At 60.0% G+C, this 20464-nt stretch carries 18 protein-coding genes; 6 read left to right on the plus strand and 12 right to left on the minus strand.

Going from position 1 to position 20464, the window contains the following annotated elements; all coding sequences use genetic code 11:
* The first annotated feature begins 3 nt into the window (after positions 1 to 3).
* Positions 4 to 1545: a basic amino acid/polyamine antiporter gene (locus tag AC3G7M_RS10200; protein WP_489211697.1), complete on the plus strand. Its 1542-nt coding sequence runs from the start codon at positions 4 to 6 to the stop codon at positions 1543 to 1545.
* 353 nt (positions 1546 to 1898) lie between these two features.
* Here the strand turns inward: AC3G7M_RS10200 and AC3G7M_RS10205 are convergent, their stop codons facing one another.
* The 3 genes from AC3G7M_RS10205 to AC3G7M_RS10215 all read right to left on the minus strand — a co-directional run bounded on the left by AC3G7M_RS10205 (position 1899) and on the right by AC3G7M_RS10215 (position 4591).
* Positions 1899 to 2723: a glutaredoxin family protein gene (locus tag AC3G7M_RS10205; protein WP_489211698.1), complete on the minus strand. Its 825-nt coding sequence runs from the start codon at positions 2721 to 2723 to the stop codon at positions 1899 to 1901.
* Positions 2724 to 2829: 106 nt separating this feature from the next.
* Positions 2830 to 3180 (minus strand): DUF2934 domain-containing protein, encoded by a 351-nt coding sequence (locus AC3G7M_RS10210; RefSeq protein WP_489211700.1) that lies wholly within the window; start codon positions 3178 to 3180, stop codon positions 2830 to 2832.
* A gap of 85 nt (positions 3181 to 3265) precedes the next feature.
* Positions 3266 to 4591, minus strand: a complete 1326-nt coding sequence (locus AC3G7M_RS10215; RefSeq protein ID WP_489211702.1) for an erythromycin esterase family protein — start codon at positions 4589 to 4591, stop codon at positions 3266 to 3268.
* A gap of 287 nt (positions 4592 to 4878) precedes the next feature.
* Here AC3G7M_RS10215 and AC3G7M_RS10220 point away from each other — a divergent pair, with 287 nt between their 5' ends.
* Positions 4879 to 7527: a UPF0182 family membrane protein gene (locus AC3G7M_RS10220; RefSeq protein ID WP_489211703.1), complete on the plus strand. Its 2649-nt coding sequence runs from the start codon at positions 4879 to 4881 to the stop codon at positions 7525 to 7527.
* A 196-nt stretch (positions 7528 to 7723) separates the two neighbouring features.
* On the opposite strand, the gene AC3G7M_RS10225 is transcribed toward AC3G7M_RS10220, so the two are convergent.
* Genes AC3G7M_RS10225 through AC3G7M_RS10245 form a run of 5 tightly spaced genes read right to left on the minus strand, consistent with a single transcriptional unit; the run spans position 7724 to position 14208 of the window.
* Complete coding sequence (locus AC3G7M_RS10225) at positions 7724 to 7993, minus strand: hypothetical protein (protein WP_489211704.1); 270 nt, start codon at positions 7991 to 7993, stop codon at positions 7724 to 7726.
* A gap of 33 nt (positions 7994 to 8026) precedes the next feature.
* The gene (locus AC3G7M_RS10230) at positions 8027 to 10567 is read right to left on the minus strand and encodes a plasma-membrane proton-efflux P-type ATPase (RefSeq protein WP_489211705.1); all 2541 of its coding nucleotides are present in this window, start codon (positions 10565 to 10567) and stop codon (positions 8027 to 8029) included.
* A 55-nt stretch (positions 10568 to 10622) separates the two neighbouring features.
* Positions 10623 to 10859, minus strand: coding sequence for a hypothetical protein (locus AC3G7M_RS10235; RefSeq protein ID WP_489211707.1), 237 nt, complete (start codon positions 10857 to 10859; stop codon positions 10623 to 10625).
* Positions 10856 to 11887: a class I fructose-bisphosphate aldolase gene (locus tag AC3G7M_RS10240; RefSeq protein WP_489211709.1), complete on the minus strand. Its 1032-nt coding sequence runs from the start codon at positions 11885 to 11887 to the stop codon at positions 10856 to 10858. Before AC3G7M_RS10240 ends, AC3G7M_RS10235 begins: the two co-directional genes overlap by 4 nt.
* Positions 11884 to 14208, minus strand: a complete 2325-nt coding sequence (locus AC3G7M_RS10245; protein ID WP_489211710.1) for a phosphoketolase family protein — start codon at positions 14206 to 14208, stop codon at positions 11884 to 11886. Before AC3G7M_RS10245 ends, AC3G7M_RS10240 begins: the two co-directional genes overlap by 4 nt.
* Before the next feature lie 498 nt (positions 14209 to 14706).
* Between AC3G7M_RS10245 and AC3G7M_RS10250 the strand changes: the two genes are divergently transcribed.
* A complete protein-coding gene (locus tag AC3G7M_RS10250; protein WP_489211712.1) occupies positions 14707 to 14982 on the plus strand; it encodes an HU family DNA-binding protein in 276 nt (91 codons plus the stop codon).
* Here AC3G7M_RS10250 and AC3G7M_RS10255 read toward each other — a convergent pair.
* The 3 genes from AC3G7M_RS10255 to mdoH form a co-directional block, all read right to left on the minus strand.
* The gene (locus AC3G7M_RS10255) at positions 14909 to 15169 is read right to left on the minus strand and encodes a DDE-type integrase/transposase/recombinase (protein ID WP_489211713.1); all 261 of its coding nucleotides are present in this window, start codon (positions 15167 to 15169) and stop codon (positions 14909 to 14911) included. The genes AC3G7M_RS10250 and AC3G7M_RS10255 overlap by 74 nt on opposite strands.
* Before the next feature lie 46 nt (positions 15170 to 15215).
* Complete coding sequence (locus AC3G7M_RS10260) at positions 15216 to 15461, minus strand: hypothetical protein (protein ID WP_489211714.1); 246 nt, start codon at positions 15459 to 15461, stop codon at positions 15216 to 15218.
* 104 nt (positions 15462 to 15565) lie between these two features.
* Complete coding sequence (gene mdoH / locus AC3G7M_RS10265) at positions 15566 to 17257, minus strand: glucans biosynthesis glucosyltransferase MdoH (RefSeq protein ID WP_489211716.1); 1692 nt, start codon at positions 17255 to 17257, stop codon at positions 15566 to 15568.
* 48 nt (positions 17258 to 17305) lie between these two features.
* Here mdoH and AC3G7M_RS10270 point away from each other — a divergent pair, with 48 nt between their 5' ends.
* From AC3G7M_RS10270 to AC3G7M_RS10280, 3 genes are read left to right on the plus strand one after another with little or no spacing between them, the layout of a single operon-like run.
* Complete coding sequence (locus AC3G7M_RS10270; protein ID WP_489211718.1) at positions 17306 to 18298, plus strand: zinc-dependent alcohol dehydrogenase; 993 nt, start codon at positions 17306 to 17308, stop codon at positions 18296 to 18298.
* A 5-nt stretch (positions 18299 to 18303) separates the two neighbouring features.
* Entirely contained in the window at positions 18304 to 18705 is a 402-nt protein-coding gene (locus tag AC3G7M_RS10275; protein ID WP_489211719.1) for a 6-pyruvoyl trahydropterin synthase family protein, read from the plus strand.
* Positions 18698 to 19741: a glycosyltransferase family 4 protein gene (locus AC3G7M_RS10280; protein ID WP_489211721.1), complete on the plus strand. Its 1044-nt coding sequence runs from the start codon at positions 18698 to 18700 to the stop codon at positions 19739 to 19741. The genes AC3G7M_RS10275 and AC3G7M_RS10280 overlap by 8 nt, the downstream gene beginning before the upstream one ends.
* Positions 19742 to 19745: 4 nt before the next feature.
* Here AC3G7M_RS10280 and AC3G7M_RS10285 read toward each other — a convergent pair whose 3' ends face one another.
* Positions 19746 to 20426: a RibD family protein gene (locus AC3G7M_RS10285; protein WP_489211723.1), complete on the minus strand. Its 681-nt coding sequence runs from the start codon at positions 20424 to 20426 to the stop codon at positions 19746 to 19748.
* Positions 20427 to 20464 lie beyond the last annotated feature (38 nt).

Genomic DNA, 20464 nt, shown 5'->3' on the forward strand with positions numbered 1-20464 from the left:
ACCATGGCCAGCGTGGCAACCAAACCGACCCAAACGTCCAAGCCGGCCTCCTCTCAGCCGAGCGGCTCCGGCCCCGGCGCCGAGGCGAGCAGTTCAGGCAAGCTTGGTCTGATCGCCCTGACGCTGCTGGTGATCAGCGCGATGGTCGGCGGCGGCGTCTTCAACCTGCCGCAGAACATGGCGCAGTCGGCCTCCCTGGTTGCGGTGGTGGTCGCCTGGGTTATATCGGGGCTTGGTGTCTTTTTCCTGGCGCGGACCTTTCAGGTGCTGGCGGATGTGAAGCCTGAACTGACCGCCGGGATCTACGCCTATTCGCGCCAGGGTTTTGGCAAATACGCGGGCTTCCAGATCGCCTGGGGCTACTGGCTGTCGTCAGCCTTCGGCAATGTCGGCTTCGGCGTCCTGCTGATGGACACGATGAACTACTTCTTCCCGCCCTACTTCAAGGGCGGCAACACCTGGGAAGCGGTGATCGGTGCTTCCGCCATCTTCTGGATCATGAACTGGCTTGTGCTGCGCGGGCTCAAGGGCGCCTCGGTACTCAATGTCATCGGCACCATCGCCAAGTTCATCCCGATCGTAGTGTTCATTGCCGTCGTTGCCATCGCCATGAAGGCGGGCATGTGGAGCAGTGCCTTCTGGAACAATGTCGCCACAAACACGGCCGCAGCCAAGCCCCTGGGTGGCCTGCTCGATCAGATCCGCGGCACGATGCTGGTCACCCTCTGGGTCTTCATCGGCATCGAAGGCGCGGTGGTGATGTCGAACAAGTCTGACGCCAAAACCGTCAGTCGTGCCACGCTGCTCGGCTTCCTGATCACCACAGCGCTCTACGTGCTGGTCTCCGTGCTGCCCTTTGGCGTGATGACGCAAGCCGCCCTCGCCAAGCTGGCGCCGCCCTCGATGGCGGCGATCCTGGGCTCGCTCGTGGGCCAGTGGGGTGCCTATTTCATTAATGCGGGTGTGGTCATCGCGATCCTGTCCTGCTGGCTGGTATGGACGCTGCTGGTGGCGGAGCTCCCCTGGGCCGGCGCCAAGGACGGCAGCTATCCGCAGGTCTTCGCCCGAACCAACAAAAGCGGCGCCGCCTCCGTTTCGCTTTGGGTGTCGACTGCCGTCATGCAGGTCATGATGATCCTGGTATATTTCTCGGACAACGCCTGGAACGTTATGCTGTCCATTACAGGGGTGATGATCCTGCCCGCCTATGTCGGCTCCACCGGATATCTCTGGAAGCTGATCGCGACCGGGCAATATCCGGGTTCGGCGCGGGTGGGCAAAATCCAGGCGCTGACCGTCAGCATCCTGGGCACGGTCTATGGGCTCTGGCTCGTCTATGCCGCGGGCCTGCAATACATGATCGCCGGTGCCGTCTTCTTCGCGCTCGGCAACTTGGTATTCATCTGGGCCCGCCGGGAACACGCCCCGCACGAATTCCCGTTCAAGATGGCTGAGCTGATCGTCGCTGTGGTGCTGATAGCGCTTGCCGTTCTGGCGCTGTGGATGATGTTCACCGGCCGTTTGCCAGAAGTCTATTCACCGTGACGCCCAAGGGATTGCGGAGGGGTGAAGACCATCGCATGGACAGAAGGACGCCATCACATGACAGCGTCCGCCTGGAACAAAAGATTTCTCCGGGGCAATCCCATATCCCCGTCGTCATACGTCTCGACCGTCTGCGCAGTTTCGTGACGCATCAGCCAGTCAGCAGTCCAAGAACTTTTGTTGAATAGCACTTCATACGAGTGCCTCTGATGCAAGCGTATTAGCGGCGCATCAGAGTCTTTCGGACATCAAAAGGCGTTCTGGCAAGGGTAGCAACCGACCTCGGAAACGCTGAGCCGTGTCAGCGATGGATTTGCAAATGGCAGCGGCGTGGGAGCTATTGGGTGATTGAACTACTCTTTGCAGCAGTTCAATGCTGCATCGACCGCTTTATTGTAGTTCTCAACATGGGTTTTGATATGCGCCGGGATGGCGTCTTCTACGAGAAGAGATTCCATGGATGTTTTTGATTCTTGAGCGTTATCCCAGACCAGATTCTTGAAAAACTGTATAGAGTTTTCCTCTCCCATGGCGCATTTTCCCCCGTGGGTTACAAATGGCACAACGCGTTCGCTCACGTCCTTTATGCAGATTTGTTGTGCGCTCTCCATCTCGGCTCGGTTGGCAGGGTCTGACGTGACGTCGCTCTTTCTGATGTTGAACATCTCACTCAGACCGTTGGCAGAAATGAACGACTCCAAGGCTTTGCAGTGCGGGCAGGTCGGTTCATAGAAAATGACGACGTCTTTCGTCAGGGAGACGGCAGCGTGCTGTTCACCGTGTTCTTGTTCGGGCTGCCGTAGGACTGTCTCCCAGAACAAACGAAAGAGCCGATACGACTTCTCGAAGTAGGGTTTCGCATTCACGATCCCGTTGATTTTCAGCTCCTTTGTTCCTACCTCCATAAGCCGCATGGATGAGGCGAGAAGATGCTTGCTTATGCACCAGACTTCCCCTTCAGATGAGACAACGATTTTCTTGAGGAGTTCTTTCCTCATTTCCCTCACTTCAAGCAGAAGATCATAATAATGATCTTTGCCTGTCTTGTTAGCAGTGAGAAAAAGGTGCTCTTCTATACTTACTAGGTTCATTATGCCCATTCCCAAGTCCTCATCCGAGGTTATGTCGAGTTCATTCGTCTGAGCCACTAGTTTCATCCCATTCATGAAAACGGTCATATTGCGACCGTAGATCCCGCACCATGCCAAGAAGCGTTGGTAGTAAGGCCGCGCAGAGAAAACCGGCCGCCTCGAGCTTTCCCAGTCCGACCATGCGATGGGCTACTCATCGCTCACCTTCACGGAATTCGCGTGCGATCTCGCGCGTTTCGGGCGTCGGCATCGTGTCACCCTGATCGGTGAAACGTGTTGGGAACTCGCCCAGATTTTCCTGCAACGAAGCCTCCTCGATGAGGATTCCTTCCGACGTTTGTCGGGCATGGATTGTCATGGGATTTGGTATTTGGACAGGAGTATCCTGTTCGAGCGCGTCGAGCTCTTGCGCGCGCTCCCAGTATTCAGCCGATCGGCCATTGGGCCTGCCTTCGCTGTCCCAAAGATGATAGGCTCGGTCACGAATGAGTTGCAGGTGAGACACGGATGGCGTGAAGGGCGAGTCATCTTCGGCTTGCTGCATGGGAAATTCTCCGCAAAACGTCTCAAGACGCTTTCGTGTAAGCTACTTGCGCGAAGTGGATCGCGGGAGGCTCGGAAACTACCCATCAGACGCCGAAGGGATAGGTTTCGTCCTCACCGGGAGTCACGGTTGTTGCCAAGGGCGTGACCTCATGGGTCTCGTCGAACCAGACGAAAGCGTCATACTGATCGGGGAGCGTGGCAAAGCCGTAATGGCTCAGGCGCTCGGTCTCGGGCCGGTAGATGACCCCGATATAGCGCTCAAGACGGGGCTGGGCGAGCACATGACGGAGATCGTGGTACTCACCAGGCCGCAGGTCGAGCAGAAAGCGTTCGATACCGACTTGATGGCACAAATGTTCGTAGCTGTGTGGATGGGATGGCCTGACGGTCTTGATCTCCATCGGTCCGTCCCAGTCGGTGGCAGCGGCCACGGTCCCTGTATGGGTTCCGAAGCCGATCAGGCTGACATCGCGTCCATAGTGCTGGCGACATAGCTGGCCGATGTTGAGCTCGCCGCGCTCCTGGCCCATATCCGTGAACCGGGCGTCACCGACATGGGAATTGTGTGCCCAGATGACGGCTTTGCTATCGGAACCCAGCTGAGCGAGTATGTTCTGGAGTGTTTTGAACATGTGCTGGTCACGCTGGTTCCAGGATTCCTGGGCGCCAAAATACATCGCCCGGTAGTAGCTTTCCGCGTCTGCCACGAGACGGGCATTCTGGGCCGCATCGAAGAATTGCCCACTGTCCTGTTGCGCGTATTGCAGTTCCTTCCCGAGCAGATCGACGAGGATGCGCGTGACCGGAACCTCGCATAGCGCATAGCCCTCGGTGAGCGACGCTCGCCCGTAGGCGGCAGGCTCCCGCGACCACGGCGCTAGGCAGGCATAATGCTCGCGCGCCGCCAGGGCGGCCTTGGGGTCGATACGATCGAGATAGGCGAGCACAGCCGCGATCGACGCTGTCATGTTGTAGAGGTCAAGCCCGTAGAATCCCACCTGTGCATCCGGTGAGCTGCGTGCGTTATGGTTCCGCAGGAAGCCGAGGAAGGCATCGACATCCGTATTCCGCCACATCCAGGTCGGGAAGCGGGTGAAGGGGGGCGAACTCATGGCCTGGTATGGGCGATGCGTCACATGACGGTTGATTGCAGCCGCATCCGGCCAATCCGCTTCGACGGCCACGACGGTGAAGCCATGATGCTCGATTAGCCGACGCGTGATGGCGGCGCGGGCACGATAGAATTCTGAAGTGCCGTGCGATGCCTCTCCTAGCAAGACGACGCGCGATTGTGCAAACCGATCGAAAAAAGCGCCAAAGTCTGGATCGTCCAAGGACGGCAAAGGCTCGGCAGCGGCCCTCAACACGGACGAGGTCGAGAGGAGCGGTGGGCTGAGGGGCAGATCCATAAGACAGTTCCTTCGACCGCCGGGTGCGGGGCGCGCAATCCGCGAGAGACGGGTGCGGATCACTTCGTCAATTTCAGAGCTGCAACCTACCGCCATCGGTCCTAGCGCCGCAGGCTCGGAAACTACGCATCTCGCCAGGAAAGGCCATCGCTATCGTGGTCCGGCACCGAGTAGGTAATTTCCGAACCTCGCAAGTTGGACACTCATTGCTACGGTGAAAAAGATCTCGGGTGGACCATCAGGTCTGTCTATTCCCGCAACCTCATTCAAGATGGAGTGATAGAATCATGGATAGCGTCCCGCCCACTCCGCTCAAATTTCGCGATAAAGGCGCAGATGCGCCAGTCCCGCGTCGCTATCACTCGATCTTACGCCTGATACTGCGTTATGTTTTTCCGGTTGCTATCGTTGGTCTGATCGTCATCGGTGCTTTAACGGCCTATCTGCAGAAATGGCTTTGGATGGGCGAGCTACATTTCCGTGGGATTTTCTGGACGCTGCTGGCTGTTCAGTGGTCAATGTTTGCCGTTGCCTTTATCTGCGCTTTTGCATTTCTGTGGGTCAACCTTCACCACGCCTTGCGCGTCTGCGGCGCCCTGGGCAGCCAGCCGCTGTCGCGGAACCTGCTGCAGCCGGACCTGTCCCATGTGAGTGACGTCGAACTGACGCCGCATCTCCTTCGGTCCAGTATCATTATCCTCAGCCTGTGGCTGGCATGGTTTGGCGCCATCATCTTCTTCGGGCAGTGGGACACCTATCTGCGATTTCGCTATGGTGGGTCGTTTGGTCTGGCCGATCCTCTTTATGGCATCGATGTCGGCTTCTATGTCTTTAAGCTGCCTTTCTATGAGCTGTTGCAGGCAGGCGTCTTGATGTTGACACTGGGAACGCTGTTCCTGGTCAGCGTCATCTACGGGTATTTTCAGGTCGCACAACTCCGCCAGAAACCCAATGCACCGCCCCCGCCGCTGCTATCCCATCTCTCTCTCCTGCTGTGCATCCTGGTCGCAGATATTGGCATCGGATTTGTTCTCGACCATTTTGCGCTCGTCTATTCGACGATGGGCGTGGTGTATGGCGCCGGTTTCACCGCCGCCCATGTGACGCAATACGCGCTCTGGATCATGGTGGCGCTGTCTATCGTCGCCTGCGCATTTTTGGCCATCAATGTCGCGCGGCCGCGCCTGCGCTTTCTCTTCGCGGGAATCAGCGGCTATGTAGTGGCTTATTTTCTGGCGGTCCTGATCGTGCCCGCCCTGTTCCAGAAGATTGTCGTGCAGCCAAGCGAACTGGCTTTGGAGACGCCCTACCTGAAGCACTATATCGATTTCACGCGGCAGGCCTATGACCTGAATACGGTCTTGGAAACGTCCTATCCCGCACTGACCGATCTGACGCCCGACGTTATCCAGCGGAACCAGGATACGATCCAGAATATCCGTCTGTGGGATGAACGGCCGCTGCTGCAGATGTATCAGCAGACTCAGGCAATTCGTCTATATTATCAGTTCTACGATGTCGGCGTGGATCGCTATCATCTGCAGGACGGCTATCATCAGGTCATGCTTGCGACGCGCGAACTGTCGCAGCAGCTTCCAGAGGCTGCACAGACCTGGGTCAATGAGAATCTTGAGTTCACCCATGGCTATGGCATCGTGATGAACAAGGTTTCGAATGCCATTGGCGGCGGATTTCCAGATTATCTCATTGAAAATGTCCCACCGGTATCGACCGATGGTCTCACGGTGACGCAGCCTGCCATCTATTATGGGCAGGGGATGACAGGCGACCGGATCGTTGCGACCAGCAACAAGGAATTCGACTATCCGAAGGGTAATGACAATGTCTATACCAGCTATGCGGGATCAGGTGGCATTCCGATCGACAGCATCTTCCGGCGCGTGCTGCTGGCCTGGACTCAGCAAGACATCAATATCCTGTTCACGGCCTATCTGAAACCGTCGAGCCGTATTCAGATCTGGCGCGATGTGCAGAAGCGGGTTGCCGAAGTGGCGCCCTTCCTCAGCCTCGACAGCGATCCTTATCCCGTTCTGAGCGGCGGCCATCTGTATTGGATTCAGGACGCCTACACGACATCAAGCGGATTTCCCTATGCCCAGCCGCATCAGGCCGGCTTTGGAGGAAGTCTCAACTATCTGCGTAACTCGGTCAAAGTCATCGTGGATATGTATGATGGCAGCGTCAGCTTCTATAACATGGACCCAAAGGACCCGGTTCTGGCAGCATACAGCCGTGCCTTCCCCGGCGTTTTCCAGAATCTCAGCAGGCTGTCACCTGATCTGACAGCCCATCTCCGCTATCCAGAAGATCTTTTTGCCATTCAGGCCGATGAATACAAGACCTTCCACATGACCGACCCTCAGGTCTTCTACAATCGGGAAGATCTCTGGCAGGCGCCCAATGCGAGCTACGATGGGCAGTCTGCACCGATGGATCCCTACTACATCCTCATGAAGCTACCGGGCAGCAACACGCTGGAATATCTGCTCATGACACCCTTCACGCCGGATCACCGGAGCAACATGATCTCATGGATGGCTGCCCGCTGTGATTTTCCTAATTATGGCAGGAAGCTTTTCTATGAACTGCCGAAAGATAAGCTCATCTATGGGCCTAACCAGATCGAAGCGATGATTGACCAGAATCCAACGATCTCGCAGCAGCTTACCCTGTGGAATCAGATGGGTTCGCATGTCATCCGTGGACGGTTGATCGTGACGCCGATCGAGAACGCCTTCCTTTATGTCGTGCCTGTCTATCTACAGGCGGCGGGCGAAAACTTTCCGCAGCTAAAACGCGTAATCGCGGTGACGGGCGATCGGGTCGTGATGGCACTGAACCTCAATGACGCGATCAAGAGCCTGTTTACGGAACAACAGCCCATGCCCGTCTTCGGGACATCTTCGGCCCAATAGAGGTCCGCAGATCGACTATGAAGGGTGCCTGGATACTGTGCCGGGCCTGGCGGGGATCTCCCCTCGCCAGGCCAAGACTGCCGGCAGGGTTGACTGCATTCCGAGGCTGCCGGCGGACCGCTTCGATGCCTTTCCTCCCACTGCTGCGGCCAGGAACCGGCGATGACGGTTCGTGTGACGCGGCCCCAGCAAGCAGTTACCCCAACAGATCCGTGATCGATCTGTAGCGCTGATGCCAGAAGGCGTGAGCATGGTTCGGCGGGTCCACCAATGCCTTACCCAGCAGCAATTCGGGATGCACGCGCAGGATGAGCACTTCCTCATAGTAGGAGCGGTTGAAGATGCCGATCCGCCCGCGCTCGGGCAGATCGCGCGTCGTCCGCCACAGGAAGTCATGCTCCAGTTCGACGCCACTGGGATGCTTGAAGCTAAAGACCTGACAACCCTGCGGGTTGACGCCGGACATCACATGCCGGATTGCCCCATATCGACGGGTTCATCAGGCCGGCTGCGCTGTCGTGCTTGCTTTCGGTGTGGCTTTGGACGGCTGGGCTGGCTGTCCCTGCGCTTTCGGGACGCCGAGGGCCCGATAGGTCAAGAGCTTGATACGATCGTTTACGAGCGCCCAGGCAATGGCATAGCCCCAGACCAGCAAAGCCCACTTCCAGCCAAGGGGTGTCACGAGCCCAAGGCCAAAGATCGCGATGCAGGTTGCGATCGCCTGGGTGCCCAATACAGCCATCCATAGAATACGTGCCGGCCGGATGGACCAGAACGGTCCGCGCGTCCGGGTCAGGAAGATCGTCAGGTGCCCGGCGACTGACAGTTTCAGATACATCAGTGTCTGAACGTGCTGCCGGTCCAGATGAAAGACCCGCTCGCCAAGGTAGAAGAGGCCGAAGGCGGCAATGACGCCGAATACGCCCAGCACCGTCGAAACGCCCAAGACCACGCGCATGTTCCAGGCTTCCGGCGCGTTCCTGTAGTGCACATTGTCATAAGCGATCGACAGGATGGCGCCGTCATTCAGCAGCGCCAGCATCACGATCATCACTGCCGTGACGGGGTAGAAGTTGAATACGACAATGGCGAGCGTCATGAATAGCAAGACGCGCAAAGTCTCAGCGATACGATACATCGCGTAGCTGTTCATGCGCTGGAAAATGCGCCGGCTTTCCTTGATCGCGTCGATGATGACCGAGAGGCCGGGCGTCATGAGCACTATGGCGGCCGCGGCACGAGCGGCATCGGTGGCGCCTGATACGGCGATGCCACAATCAGCCTTCTTCAGAGCAGGGGCGTCGTTCACACCGTCGCCGGTCATCCCTACGATATGGCCGTGCCTTTGCAGAACATCGACAATGTGGAATTTATGCTCTGGAAAAACCTGAGCAAAACCGTCTGCATCTTCGATAGATTTGGTGATCGCCGGAGTTTCCTTGGTCTTGGCATCCCCCAAAATGCCACCGTCGAGAATGTTGGTTCCCATGCCAAGGGTCTTGGCGGTCTCCCTGGCGATGGCCAGGGCATCGCCGGTCACCATTTTGATCTTTACGCCCATCGCCGCCGCGGTCGCGATGGTGGATTTGGCATCTTCACGTGGCGGATCGAACAGCGGCAGCACACCAAGAAGCTGCCACGGCCCGTCGCCCTCGGCTCGCGCCACGCCGAGCGCGCGGAAGCCACGGGCCGCGAAATCATTGACGGCCTTGTCAACGGCGGGTTTCGCAGCGCCGGCATTGGTCGACAAGGCTAGGATGACCTGCGGTGCTCCTTTTGTGACCTTGAACGTCTTCCCGTCCTTGTCGGTGACGCTTGCCTCGGTGCGCTTGTGTACCGGATCGAAGGGCTGGAAATGCGTGACCTGATAGTGTGTCAGGGCCGCTTTGTCTTTGAGGCCGCCGAGGACTGCGAGATCGATCGTATCGTTATTCTCCGCGCGCGAGGCGAGGGCACCGACGAGGATGATCTGGTCAGCTGTGATCTTGTCCAGACAGAAGGGATCACCCAGCGTCAACTTGTTTTGTGTCAGCGTGCCCGTTTTGTCGGCGCAGAGCACATCTACGCCCGCCAGTTCCTCGATGGCGACAAGCTTGGTGACGATGGCCTGTTTTTTGGCGAGCAGGCGCGCGCCGACCGCCATGGTGACAGAGAGCACTGTCGGCATGGCCACCGGAATTGCCGCGACCGTCAGCACGAGGGCAAACTGCAAGGTCGTCAGGATCGGATCGCCGCGGTAGATGCCAAGCGCGACGATGATGGATACGAGAGCAATGGCCAGCATGATCAGGTAGTTGCCAATCTTCAGAACGGCCTTCTGGAAATGGCTGACGGTGATCGCCGTCTCCACCAGTTCGGCCGTCTTGGCAAAATAGGTCTTGGTGCCCGTTGCATAGACGAGCGCGCCAATCTCGCCCCGACGCATGATAGACCCGGAGAAGACGGCATCGCCTGGTTTGCGCGTGGCGGGCAAGGATTCGCCGGTGAGCGTGGATTGGTCGACGGAGACCTCGTCGCCGTCCAGCAACCGTGCATCAGCTGGAACGATATCGCCCAGCCGCAAGCGGATCACGTCGCCCGGCACCAGCTCCCTTGCCAGAGGTGTGACCCAGTTTCCGTCGCGCCGCACACGCGCTTTGATCGCAAGCTTCGCCTTCAAGGCAGCGATCGCGTCGCCGGCCTGTCGCTCCTCCCAAAATCCAACCACGGCATTGGCCAGAAGCAGAACCAGGATGATGCCAAAGTCCGGCCAATGCCGGGCGGCCGCCGACAGAATGACTGCCGCTTCGATCATCCACGGGATCGGCCCCCAGAAATAGGAGAGGAATTTTAGAATATCGCTGGTCTTCTTCTCCGCGATCTCATTGGGGCCATACTGGATAAGGCGTTTCTGCGCTTCGGCTTGGGTGAGGCCGTCAGGGGAGGAGCCGAGTTTCTTCTCGAGCTCGGGTAGCGGAAGCGTTTTCAGATCATCGGCCGCCGCTGGGTTCGCGGCCCCGGAAGGGAGAGAGGTGGGGGGGCCGGGATTGGGTTGGGCCATATCGATGCTTCCGCTTTCACTAAGCCTGCAGGGGGAGGAGAAGAGAGGCGCGCCCTCAGGCCTGCCCTGGTGGATGACGGTCGCGACCAATTCCTGGGCGCATCAAGGTGGCGGTCAGAGCGGGCCGGGGTGGGTGCCATAGCGCCATCACGCGGATTTCCGGGTGCGTCGGATTGTGGCTGAGGATCAAGGGGATAGTGGTCGTGCCATTATGTTGGCCGGAAAGCGGCGTCTCGGTCTGCCCATGGCGGACGAGAGAGAGGCTCAGCAGCGCCTTTGGAACAGCGGTCATGTTGGCTCCATGGCGGCGCTGTAGTCACCTCTGAGTGCGGCGTGGTTGCAACGGGCGCGATGGCCGAGAGCATCCTGTGCCGCCGCGACGTTCGCCTCCTTGCCTTGCCAGATCGCCAGGGCCGGTTGTTGGATCGCGCGCGCGTAAGAAAATACCAGTGGCCAGGGAACCCGCGAGGCCAGGGACCTGGCAATGAGGTTCATGGCATTGAGACGATCCGAGGCGAGTTCGGGGGATTGCCCACCCGACAGGAACGCGATCCCCGGAACGGCGGCGGGGACAACCCTGAGCAGAGATTGCACAGTGGCGGCAGACACCGCCGCCACGCTCTCCTGCCTTGGGCAGCTCAATCCCGGAAGCACCATGTTGGCCTTCAGGATGACGCCCTCAAGTACGACATTTTGTCTGTGCAAGTGATTGAAAACGCTGTGCAGCGTCTCCTCGGTAATCTGCCGGCATTGGTCCAACATGTGGTCGCCCGCCATCAGAACCTCCGGCTCGATGATGGGAACCACCGCTGCTTCCTGGCAAAGCGCCGCGTAACGGGCCAGCGCCTGCGCATTGGCCTCGATGCACCCGCGGCTAGGCAAGCCCTCGCCCAGGGTGATCACCGCGCGCCACTTGGCGAAGCGGGCGCCCCGCTCGGCATAGTCCTTGAGCCGGCGACGTAAATCATCGAGACCCTCGGTGATCTTCTCTCCGGGGCGGCCCGCTAGATCCTGGGCGCCGGTATCGACCTTGATGCCGGGAATGATGCCGGCATCGGTCAGTACCTTGACAAAGGGAATGCCGCCTTTCGTTCGCTGGCGAATGGTCTCGTCGTACAGGATGGCACCGCTGATGCTGTCGCTTAAGTCGGGCGTGGTGATGAGCAGTTCGCGATAGGCGCGCCGCGCATCTTCGGTCTGCGGAATGTCGATAGCGGCGAATCGCCTGTTGCAGGTGCGGTTGCTCTCGTCCATGGCAAGAAGGCCCTTGCCGGCGCCTACCAGTTCGCGCGCGGTCTCGATGAGCGCTTGCGTGCTCATATGGCACTGCCCCATTTCCAGTTGCGGACCTCGGGCAGGTCCTCGCCATGCTGGTCGATGTAGATTTTGTGCTCGACAAGCTTGTCCCGTGCGCTCTGCTTCAGGTAGGCGCCCTTGCTGCCGAGTTGCGGCAGGAGGTCGACGACATCCTGAACCAGATGGAAGCGGTCGAGGTCGTTCTGCACCCGCATGTCAAAGGCGGTGGTGATCGTGCCCTCTTCCTTGTAGCCGCGCACATGCAGTTGGCGGTTGGTGCGGCGATAGGTCAGACGGTGCACCAGGGAGGCATAACCGTGAAAGCCGAAGAGAATGGGTTTGTCCTTGGTGAAGAGGGAATCGTAATCCGTTTCGCTAAGACCGTGGGGATGCTCGCTAGAGGATTGCAGTTTCATCAGATCGACGACATTGATCACCCGGATCTTCAGCTCAGGCAGATGCGCGCGCAGAATCGATACTGCCGCCATGATCTCTAGCGTCGGCGTGTCGCCGCAGCTTGCCATGACCACGTCCGGCTCGCTGTCCTGGTCGTTGCTCGCCCATTGCCAGATGCCGAGACCCTGCGTGCAATGCACGACCGCCTCGTCCATCGTAAGCCACTGCGGCAGGGCATGCTTGCCGGCAACGACGACATTCACGTAATGCCGGCTACGCAGGCAATGATCGAAGGTGGACAACAGGCAGTTGGCATCGGGCGGCAGATAGACGCGCACGATGTCGGCCTTCTTGTTGATGACATGGTCAAGGAAACCGGGGTCCTGATGGGTGAAGCCGTTATGGTCCTGCTGCCAGACATGCGAAGCGAGCAGATAGTTTAGGGAGGCGATCTTGCGGCGCCAGGGCAGTTCTGCCGTGACCTTCAGCCATTTGGCATGTTGGCTGAACATCGAATCGATGATGCGGATAAAGGCCTCATAGCTATTGAACAGCCCGTGTCGTCCGGTCAGCAGATAGCCTTCCAGCCAGCCTTCGCATTGATGCTCGCTGAGCATCGAATCGAGCACGCGGCCGGCGGGCGCGAGGAACTCGTCATTGCCGACGGTTGCCGCGTCCCACTGTCGGTCGGTGACCTCGAAGACCGCACCGAGCAGGTTGGACAGCGTCTCATCCGGCCCGAAGATGCGGAAATTGCCTCGGTTGAGCTGGACGATGTCCTTGAAGAAACTGCCAAGCACAAGGGTATCCTGTGCATCCACCGCGCCTGGAGAGGGAACATGCACCGCATGCAGGCGGAAATCGGGCATGTGCAGGTCGTGCAGCAGGATGCCGCCATTGGCGTGGGGATTGGCCCCCATCCGGCGCTCCCCCTGCGGCGCCAACTCGGCGAGTTCCGCGATCAGACGGCCGTTCTCGTCAAACAGCTCCTCGGGGTGATAGCTTTTCATCCAGCTTTCGAGCTGGGCGACATGGTCGGGATGCGCGTGGTCGACCAGCAGCGGCACCTGATGGGCGCGGAAGGTTCCTTCGACCGGCAGCCCATCTACGAATTTCGGGCCGGTCCAGCCCTTGGGTGATTTGAGAACGATCATCGGCCAGCGTGGCCTGGTGGCAACCTCGCTCGCCCGCGCGGCCGTCTGAATCTGCTTGATGTCGCCGATGGCCTGTTCAAGGACGGATGCCATCAAGGCGTGCATTGTCTCCGGGTCGTCCCCTTCGACAAAATGCGGGGCCCAGCCGCAGCCGCGGAAGAATGCGTCCAGCTCGTCATGCTCGATGCGGGCGAGGACCGTCGGATTGCTGATCTTGTACCCGTTCAGATGCAAGATCGGCAGCACGGCACCGTCGGTGATCGGATCGAGGAACTTGTTGGAGTGCCACGCGGTCGCCAGCGGGCCTGTTTCTGCCTCGCCGTCACCGATGACACAGGCGACGATCAGGTCTGGATTGTCGAAGGCAGCGCCAAAGGCATGGCTGAGCGAGTAGCCGAGCTCACCGCCTTCATGGATCGATCCGGGTGTTGTCGGAGCAACATGGCTGGAGATGCCACCGGGAAAGGAGAACTGCTTGAACAGTTTCTTCAGACCGGCCTCGTCCTGGGTAACATTCGGATAGACCTCGCTCCAGGTCCCTTCAAGGTAGACATTCCCGACGATCGCCGGGCCGCCATGGCCGGGCCCGGCGATATAAATCATGTCGAGGTCGTGCTTCTTGATGACGCGGTTGAGATGCACATAAATGAAGTTCTGACCGGGGGTCGTCCCCCAATGCCCCACCACTAGCGGTTTGACATGCGCCATCGTCAAAGGCTCACGCAGGAGCGGATTGTCATAGAGATAGATCTGCCCGACGGAGAGGTAATTGGCGGCGCGCCAGTAGGCGTTCATCCGCCGCAATTCATCAGTGTCCAATGTCCAGCCTGGTCCGACAGCCATCGAGCCGCCATTTAGGTCTTGAAGGCCTCGCGTCGACGCGATTAGGTCGTCCATGGTATCGGCCCTTTGTGACTTGGCGGCTCTGCTCTATGCGATGCGGTCAGGATGACCGGCATCATCGCCCGGCGAGCGACGCGACCAGAGCCTGCAGAGGCAGAGGATAACGCCCGGAGCCGCGCCAGCAGCAGACTCGGAAACTACGCATGGCTGTGAAGGTCCGGGCCGCTGCCGTCTCAGACTGACGCGTGGCGGCGTCCGACGAGTCAATCGACTCTCGGCACTGTTCATGGTCTTGGCCGCTGGCTGGCTCGCCACCCATGAAGCGAACTGCATAAAATCAAGATTGCCCGGCCGCCTAGCAAAAGCCCCATTGATCGGTGCAAACAGGTTGCCGCATCCGCAATGCGGCTGGGCCGCTTCGGACGCTAGCCTTAACCTAAGGAACTCGATATGAACTTCAGCGACTTGATTGCGACCGTGTCCGCCGATACCGGCATGGCAAAAGAAGGGGTCAAGGTGATCCTCGAGGCCTCGATCGCAACGCTGGCTGCAAAGGCCGTTGCCGGCGAAGATGCCGTGCTACCGGGCTTCGGACAGTTCAAAGTCAAGGATGTGCCTGCCCGTCAGGGGCGCAATCCGGGCACGGGGGCGATCATCGATATCCCGGCTTCCCGCAAAGTGAGCTTTGTGCCGGCCAAAGCCTTGAAGGACGCTCTGAAAGCCTGAGCGAGGGAACGTCGGTCCGGCCTGCGAGCAGTTTCCGAAAGACACGCTTTACCGCGTCGGTGTCCGGCCGTTGCTGGACGAGGATGTCCAGCACGCCCCCGTTCTGATCCACCGCGCGCCAAAGATAATGCAGCTTGCCCCGGATCTCGACAAATACCTCCGCCGCCAATCTGGCAGCGGCAAGCATAGTGCTGAGGCCGCGGCGTCACCAAACCGGCCGCCGGACTGATAGCCTACACCCGATCAGAAAGCGGCCTTACCGGGGTCGCAATGTCGGTGCGGCGTTCACGGACCAGCGGCTCTAGCCAATCGGGAAAGATCAACTGGATGAGGGCAAGAAGAAAAGGGATGAACACGATCGCGAAGAAAATCCAATCGAATGTCTTCTCGCTCACCGCGGCACTCTGCGCGAAGCTGGCATCGAAGGCCGCCGGAGCCAAAAGCATGCCGCCTGCCAAGACTAAGGTTTGAAGTCGCATAGTATCCTCCCTTCGTTTTGAGATGACAGCGACGTGGGTACCGACCGGATCGCCAACAACACAAATTTCCGGCATAGGCATCCAGGCGGAGCAGCCCCGCGATGTCATTCCCCAGGGACGGCACATAGGCCGACGCGGCGCATCCAGGCGCCGAGCAGAGGGTTAGCCGTGACACAGGCAAAGGGAATGGCGAGGAGCGATCCTGCCAGGGTTGGGATCGCCCATAGCAATGCTCCCGGCGCCACATGCCAGATCGCCAGTCCAAACGCCAGTCCGAGTAAAAACTGCGGCCATAGGCCGCCGACAGCTTCCCGGAGCGGCACAATGCCGTCTTCACGCTGCTGCGCGTCCCATACAATGCGATATCCGAACAACAATCCGAACATGAAGCATGATTGTGCAACCATCATTACCGGGCCGATCATCAGGCTGAACAGGCCGTCAGTGACGGCACCCGCCAGAATCCGCATAGCGCCGCCCCAACGCTTCCGCTCCTTCTTCCGCAGCAGAATATCAACGACACCCAGCAGGCGCGGTGCAAAGCCCAGGATCAACATCCCAAAATAAAGCCCGAATGCGAGCGTGCGGGGGACATGGCCTTGCACGCCCGTCAGACCGTTGGCGACGCCGACTGTCAGCATCAGGATGGAGGCGGGCGCGCCCAGATACATCGCGATTGCGTTGCACAGCTGGAAGCGGCCCATAGGACGGAAGCCTGGCCTGCAAAGCAGGCGCAGGTATTGAAGATTGCCCTGGCACCAACGCAAGTCGCGGCGGATGAAGTCCGGCAGGCGGGGCGGATTTTCCTCCCAACTGCCGAATTCATCCGCTATGACGCGAACCTCCAGGCCTGCGGCCCGCATCAGTGCGGCTTCCACCTGATCGTGGCTGAGGATATGACCCGCAAGTGGCAGTCCCTCGGGCAAAACTGGCAATGCACAATGCGCGACGAAGGGGCGCAGGCGTATGATGGCATTATGACCCCAGTACGGGCCGCTTGGACCCTGCCACCAGGCTATGCCGGTTGTATGGGTGCGCATCCCGTGGCGCATGCCAAACTGGAAAATACGGGCAAAGGGACTGGTCGCCGGACGCCCCGTCACCAGGGTTTGAAGAATGCCGAGATTGGGGTTGGCCTGCATCACCCGCACAAGCCGCAGGATGGCGGCAGCGGACATGACACTGTCGGCATCGAGCGCAATCATGAAATCGATGCGGCCCAGATGGGTCATCGCGAATTCATGGAGGTTTCCCGCCTTGTAACCGATATTCGCGCTGCGACGGCGGTAGTGGAGCCGAGGATCATGACCGAAGGCCGCTTGCTCCTCGGCACAGACCGCTGGCCGTGTGCTGTCGCTCAGGACATGAAATTCTATTGGTGCATTTGGCGACGTGGCATCCAGGTCGTCACGCATGGCTTCAATTCGTGCCAGAACGCCGAGGACGTTTTCATGACGGATGCAGATGCAAAGGGCCGTTCTGGATATAATTTCCGCGTCAGCTGGCGTCGCGTCCAGTGCGGGATTCGTGTAGCATGATGGAGAATTATGGACGCGAATGATCAGGAAGCCGATGGCGGCATTCCAAAAGGCGAGCAAGGTCCAGGGTAAGGCGATGAGATATAGAACCATGATCGTCACACCGGCCCATGACCAGCCGGCGCTGCCAATGATACGCGCCATGAGGACCCCAAGCCCCAGCCAGCTGGCCAGGTTCAGCGCCAGAACGACGGCGCGCCTTGTCCAAAGCCGCTGCTCCTCGGCGACGATCGGCTCTTTGGTTTCAGCAGACATCATACGCACCGAATTTCTTGTTTCTCGTTCCGCAAAACTACTGGAACAGGCGTGATCCGCAATCCAGTCACCCATTCGGCGCGCGCGCTTTGGATGACAGCGCGGGAGCAAGCAGAAATCCGCGCCATGGATGTCACAGCACCGCAGGATGGTGACGTACTGGTTCGCACGCTGCAAAGCGGCATCAGCCGGGGAACCGAAGCGCTGGTCTTTACGGGCCATGTGCCGGAAGATGAATGGGCGCGGATGCGCTGCCCGTTCCAGGAGGGCGATTTCGCCTTTCCGGTCAAATACGGTTACGCAGCCGTCGGCACTATTATAGAAGGTCCAAGGGACCGGATCGGCCAGCGGGTCTTCTGCCTCTATCCGCATCAAACATTGTTTACCGTGCCCGGAGAGGCCGCGATTGCCGTTCCAAGCCAGGTGCCAACAGCCCGCGCCGTTCTTGCCGCACAGATCGAGACGGTGCTGAACGCAACCTGGGATTTGGCCCCCCGAATTGGCGACAGGATCGCCGTCGTGGGTGGAGGCACGATCGGGTGCCTTGCCGCGTGGTTATGTGGCCGAATTCCAGGGACCGAGGTGACGCTGATCGACATCAACGCAGAGCGCGCCACGATCGCAGAGTCCTTGGGCGTGCGCTTTGCTCTGGGGATTGACGCCCCGCGTGATTGCGACGCGGTGATTCACGCGTCGGGCAGCAGCGACGGACTCACGCTCGCATTGTCGCTTGCGGGATTTGAGGCGGACATCACAGAGTTGAGCTGGTATGGTGACAGATCGGTCACACTATCGCTTGGCGGCGCTTTTCACAGTCAAAGACTGTCATTGCGGAGTTCGCAGGTCGGTACGGTCTCCCCGTCCCGCCGCGTGCGATGGAGCCACGCACGCCGGTTGAACCTGGCGCTTTCACTGGCCTCCGATGAGCGGCTGGACTGTCTCGTGCGCGAGGAGACGGCCTTCGATGCTTTACCCACCCGGCTGCCAGCCTTGCTAAGCCGTCCGGGGGCTCTGTTCCATCGTGTCCTCTATCAGCCGGAGTGAATGCCGTGTTCGCTGTCGAAGTGCGTGACCATATCATGATCGCCCATAGCCTGCCCGGCGCGGTCTTTGGGCCGGCTCAGGGGCTGCATGGTGCGACTTTCGTCGTCGATGTCGCGTTCTTTCGCCCTGTCCTCTCGCCGGACAATATCGTCGTCGATATCGGCCGCGCCCTGGACGCTTTGCGCGAGGCTCTCAAGCCGCTCAACTACGCCAATCTCGACACCGATCCGGCCCTGGCGGGACAGGTGACGACCACGGAGTTTCTTGCCTGGACCATCTTCAACCGGCTGGCCGCGTCGCGCCGCGAGGGCGCGCTGGGTGCGCATGCCGAGGGTATTACGCGCATGCGCGTGACACTGAGCGAATCCCATATCGCAAGAGGCTGGTACGAGGCTGATCTTGATTGACCGGCGGGATGCGGAAGTCGCCTTTGCGATCCCGGGCGACCTCGATACGCGCACCGGTGGCTACGCCTATGACAGACGGCTGATGGCAGGCCTGCGCGACAAGGGGATTAGCCTCCGCCACCTGCCTTGGCCCGGCAGCTTCCCTTATCCCACGCTTGGCGATCTGGACCTTGCCGCCTTGTCTCTGGCCGCCATGCCGGACAATGCCACCGTCATCATCGATGGTCTGGCTTTCGGCGCCATGCCTGGTCTGGCCGCGGCCGAGGGACGCCGTCTGCGTCTCGTCGCCCTCGTCCACCATCCTCTCGCGCTGGAGCCTATGGCGCCGGCTGAATTCGTCCTTTCAGAGCGCGACGCATTGCGGCATGCCCGCGCCGTCATCGCCACAAGCGAGGCGACCGCACATAGCCTCCGGGAAACCTATGGCGTCTTGCCGGAGCGGTTGGTCGTGGCGCCTCCCGGCACCGACCCCGCACCGCCGGCCGTGCGGCGCGGTGATCCGCCGCATGTCCTGTCCGTAGGCAGCGTTACCCCACGCAAAGGCCATGCGACCCTTGTTGCGGCGCTTTCTGCCCTGCGTGACCTCAGCTGGCGCTGCACGATCGTCGGCAGTTTGGATCGCGCGCCGGAGACAGTCCAGGCATTGAGAGTCCAGATCAATGCACAGGCATTGCAGACGCGGATCACGCTTGCGGGCGAGGTGGAGGATACTGCCCCGCTCTATGCTGCCGCGGATCTCTTCGTGCTGGCGAGCCTGCATGAGGGTTACGGCATGGCTTTTGCCGAGGCGCTTGCCTGTGGGCTGCCGGTGATAGGCACGCTTGCGGGTGCGATCCCCGCTACTGTCCCCCAGGATGCCGGAGCCTTGGTACCGCCTGAGGATTCAGCCGCGCTCGCGATGGCGCTGCGCCGTCTGCTGACAGACCATGCGGCGCGGGAGCGCGCCGCAGCGGCCGCTCGGCGTGCAGGGGCGATGCTGCCGAAATGGGAGAGCACGGCCCACACGGTTGCGGGCCTTCTGCACCGCCTGGACTGAGCGACTAGTCGAGATCGAAGTCGAACAGCACGTCTCCACCCAGCCGATGCGTCGTGCAAGACGGACGCATGGCCTGCTCCATCCGCGCGATTTCCGGCAGGCAGAGACCGGTCTGCCCGGAGCCGATGATGACCGGCGACACGCAGATATGAAGCCTGTTCAGCGCGCCTGCGGCCAGGAAGGCGGACACCGTGTGGGCACCCCCTTCAACCAGGACACGCCTTAGCCCACGGTCCGCCAGCGCCGCGATAAGAGCGTGTACATCGATGCGACCGTCGGACGAGGGTATGTGCAAGGCCTCGACCCGCGGCGGACGCGCGACATGGCGGGACTGGACAGCGATGCAGGGCACACCGTCCTCCCGTAATACCAGCGCGTCATGCGGCAGCCGGCCATTGGGGTCGATGATGACACGCACCGGGCTCTGTCCCTCCACATGCCGTGTGGTAAGTTGCGGATCGTCCGTGGTCACCGTGCCGACCCCAACCACGACGGCATCGACCAAGGCCCTCAGCCGATGCAGATGGACGATTGCCTCGGGGCCGCCAATGGTCCGGGAATGTCCGGTGGGCGTCGCGATGCGGCCATCCAGCGATTGACCGAGCTGACCCAAGACGAAGCTTCCCCGCGCATCGGCGATCGGCGCGTAAAGGGATGCGAGACCCGGCTCAGCGAGGTCATCCATGCGGTAGCACCTTTGCCATGCTCTCTCATGCGTCACAG

This window comes from Acidisoma sibiricum, from assembly GCF_057837225.1.

Excerpts from the sequence above, each read along its gene's own strand:
- AC3G7M_RS10200 (WP_489211697.1), top strand. The coding sequence starts at position 4 with ATGGCCAGCGTGGCAACCAAACCGACCCAAACGTCCAAGCCGGCCTCC.
- AC3G7M_RS10205 (WP_489211698.1), bottom strand. The coding sequence starts at position 2,723 with ATGACCGTTTTCATGAATGGGATGAAACTAGTGGCTCAGACGAATGAA.
- AC3G7M_RS10210 (WP_489211700.1), bottom strand. The coding sequence starts at position 3,180 with ATGCAGCAAGCCGAAGATGACTCGCCCTTCACGCCATCCGTGTCTCAC.
- AC3G7M_RS10215 (WP_489211702.1), bottom strand. The coding sequence starts at position 4,591 with ATGGATCTGCCCCTCAGCCCACCGCTCCTCTCGACCTCGTCCGTGTTG.
- AC3G7M_RS10220 (WP_489211703.1), top strand. The coding sequence starts at position 4,879 with ATGGATAGCGTCCCGCCCACTCCGCTCAAATTTCGCGATAAAGGCGCA.
- AC3G7M_RS10225 (WP_489211704.1), bottom strand. The coding sequence starts at position 7,993 with ATGTCCGGCGTCAACCCGCAGGGTTGTCAGGTCTTTAGCTTCAAGCAT.
- AC3G7M_RS10230 (WP_489211705.1), bottom strand. The coding sequence starts at position 10,567 with ATGGCCCAACCCAATCCCGGCCCCCCCACCTCTCTCCCTTCCGGGGCC.
- AC3G7M_RS10235 (WP_489211707.1), bottom strand. The coding sequence starts at position 10,859 with ATGACCGCTGTTCCAAAGGCGCTGCTGAGCCTCTCTCTCGTCCGCCAT.
- AC3G7M_RS10240 (WP_489211709.1), bottom strand. The coding sequence starts at position 11,887 with ATGAGCACGCAAGCGCTCATCGAGACCGCGCGCGAACTGGTAGGCGCC.
- AC3G7M_RS10245 (WP_489211710.1), bottom strand. The coding sequence starts at position 14,208 with ATGAACGCCTACTGGCGCGCCGCCAATTACCTCTCCGTCGGGCAGATC.
- AC3G7M_RS10250 (WP_489211712.1), top strand. The coding sequence starts at position 14,707 with ATGAACTTCAGCGACTTGATTGCGACCGTGTCCGCCGATACCGGCATG.
- AC3G7M_RS10255 (WP_489211713.1), bottom strand. The coding sequence starts at position 15,169 with ATGCTTGCCGCTGCCAGATTGGCGGCGGAGGTATTTGTCGAGATCCGG.
- AC3G7M_RS10260 (WP_489211714.1), bottom strand. The coding sequence starts at position 15,461 with ATGCGACTTCAAACCTTAGTCTTGGCAGGCGGCATGCTTTTGGCTCCG.
- mdoH (WP_489211716.1), bottom strand. The coding sequence starts at position 17,257 with ATGATGTCTGCTGAAACCAAAGAGCCGATCGTCGCCGAGGAGCAGCGG.
- AC3G7M_RS10285 (WP_489211723.1), bottom strand. The coding sequence starts at position 20,426 with ATGGATGACCTCGCTGAGCCGGGTCTCGCATCCCTTTACGCGCCGATC.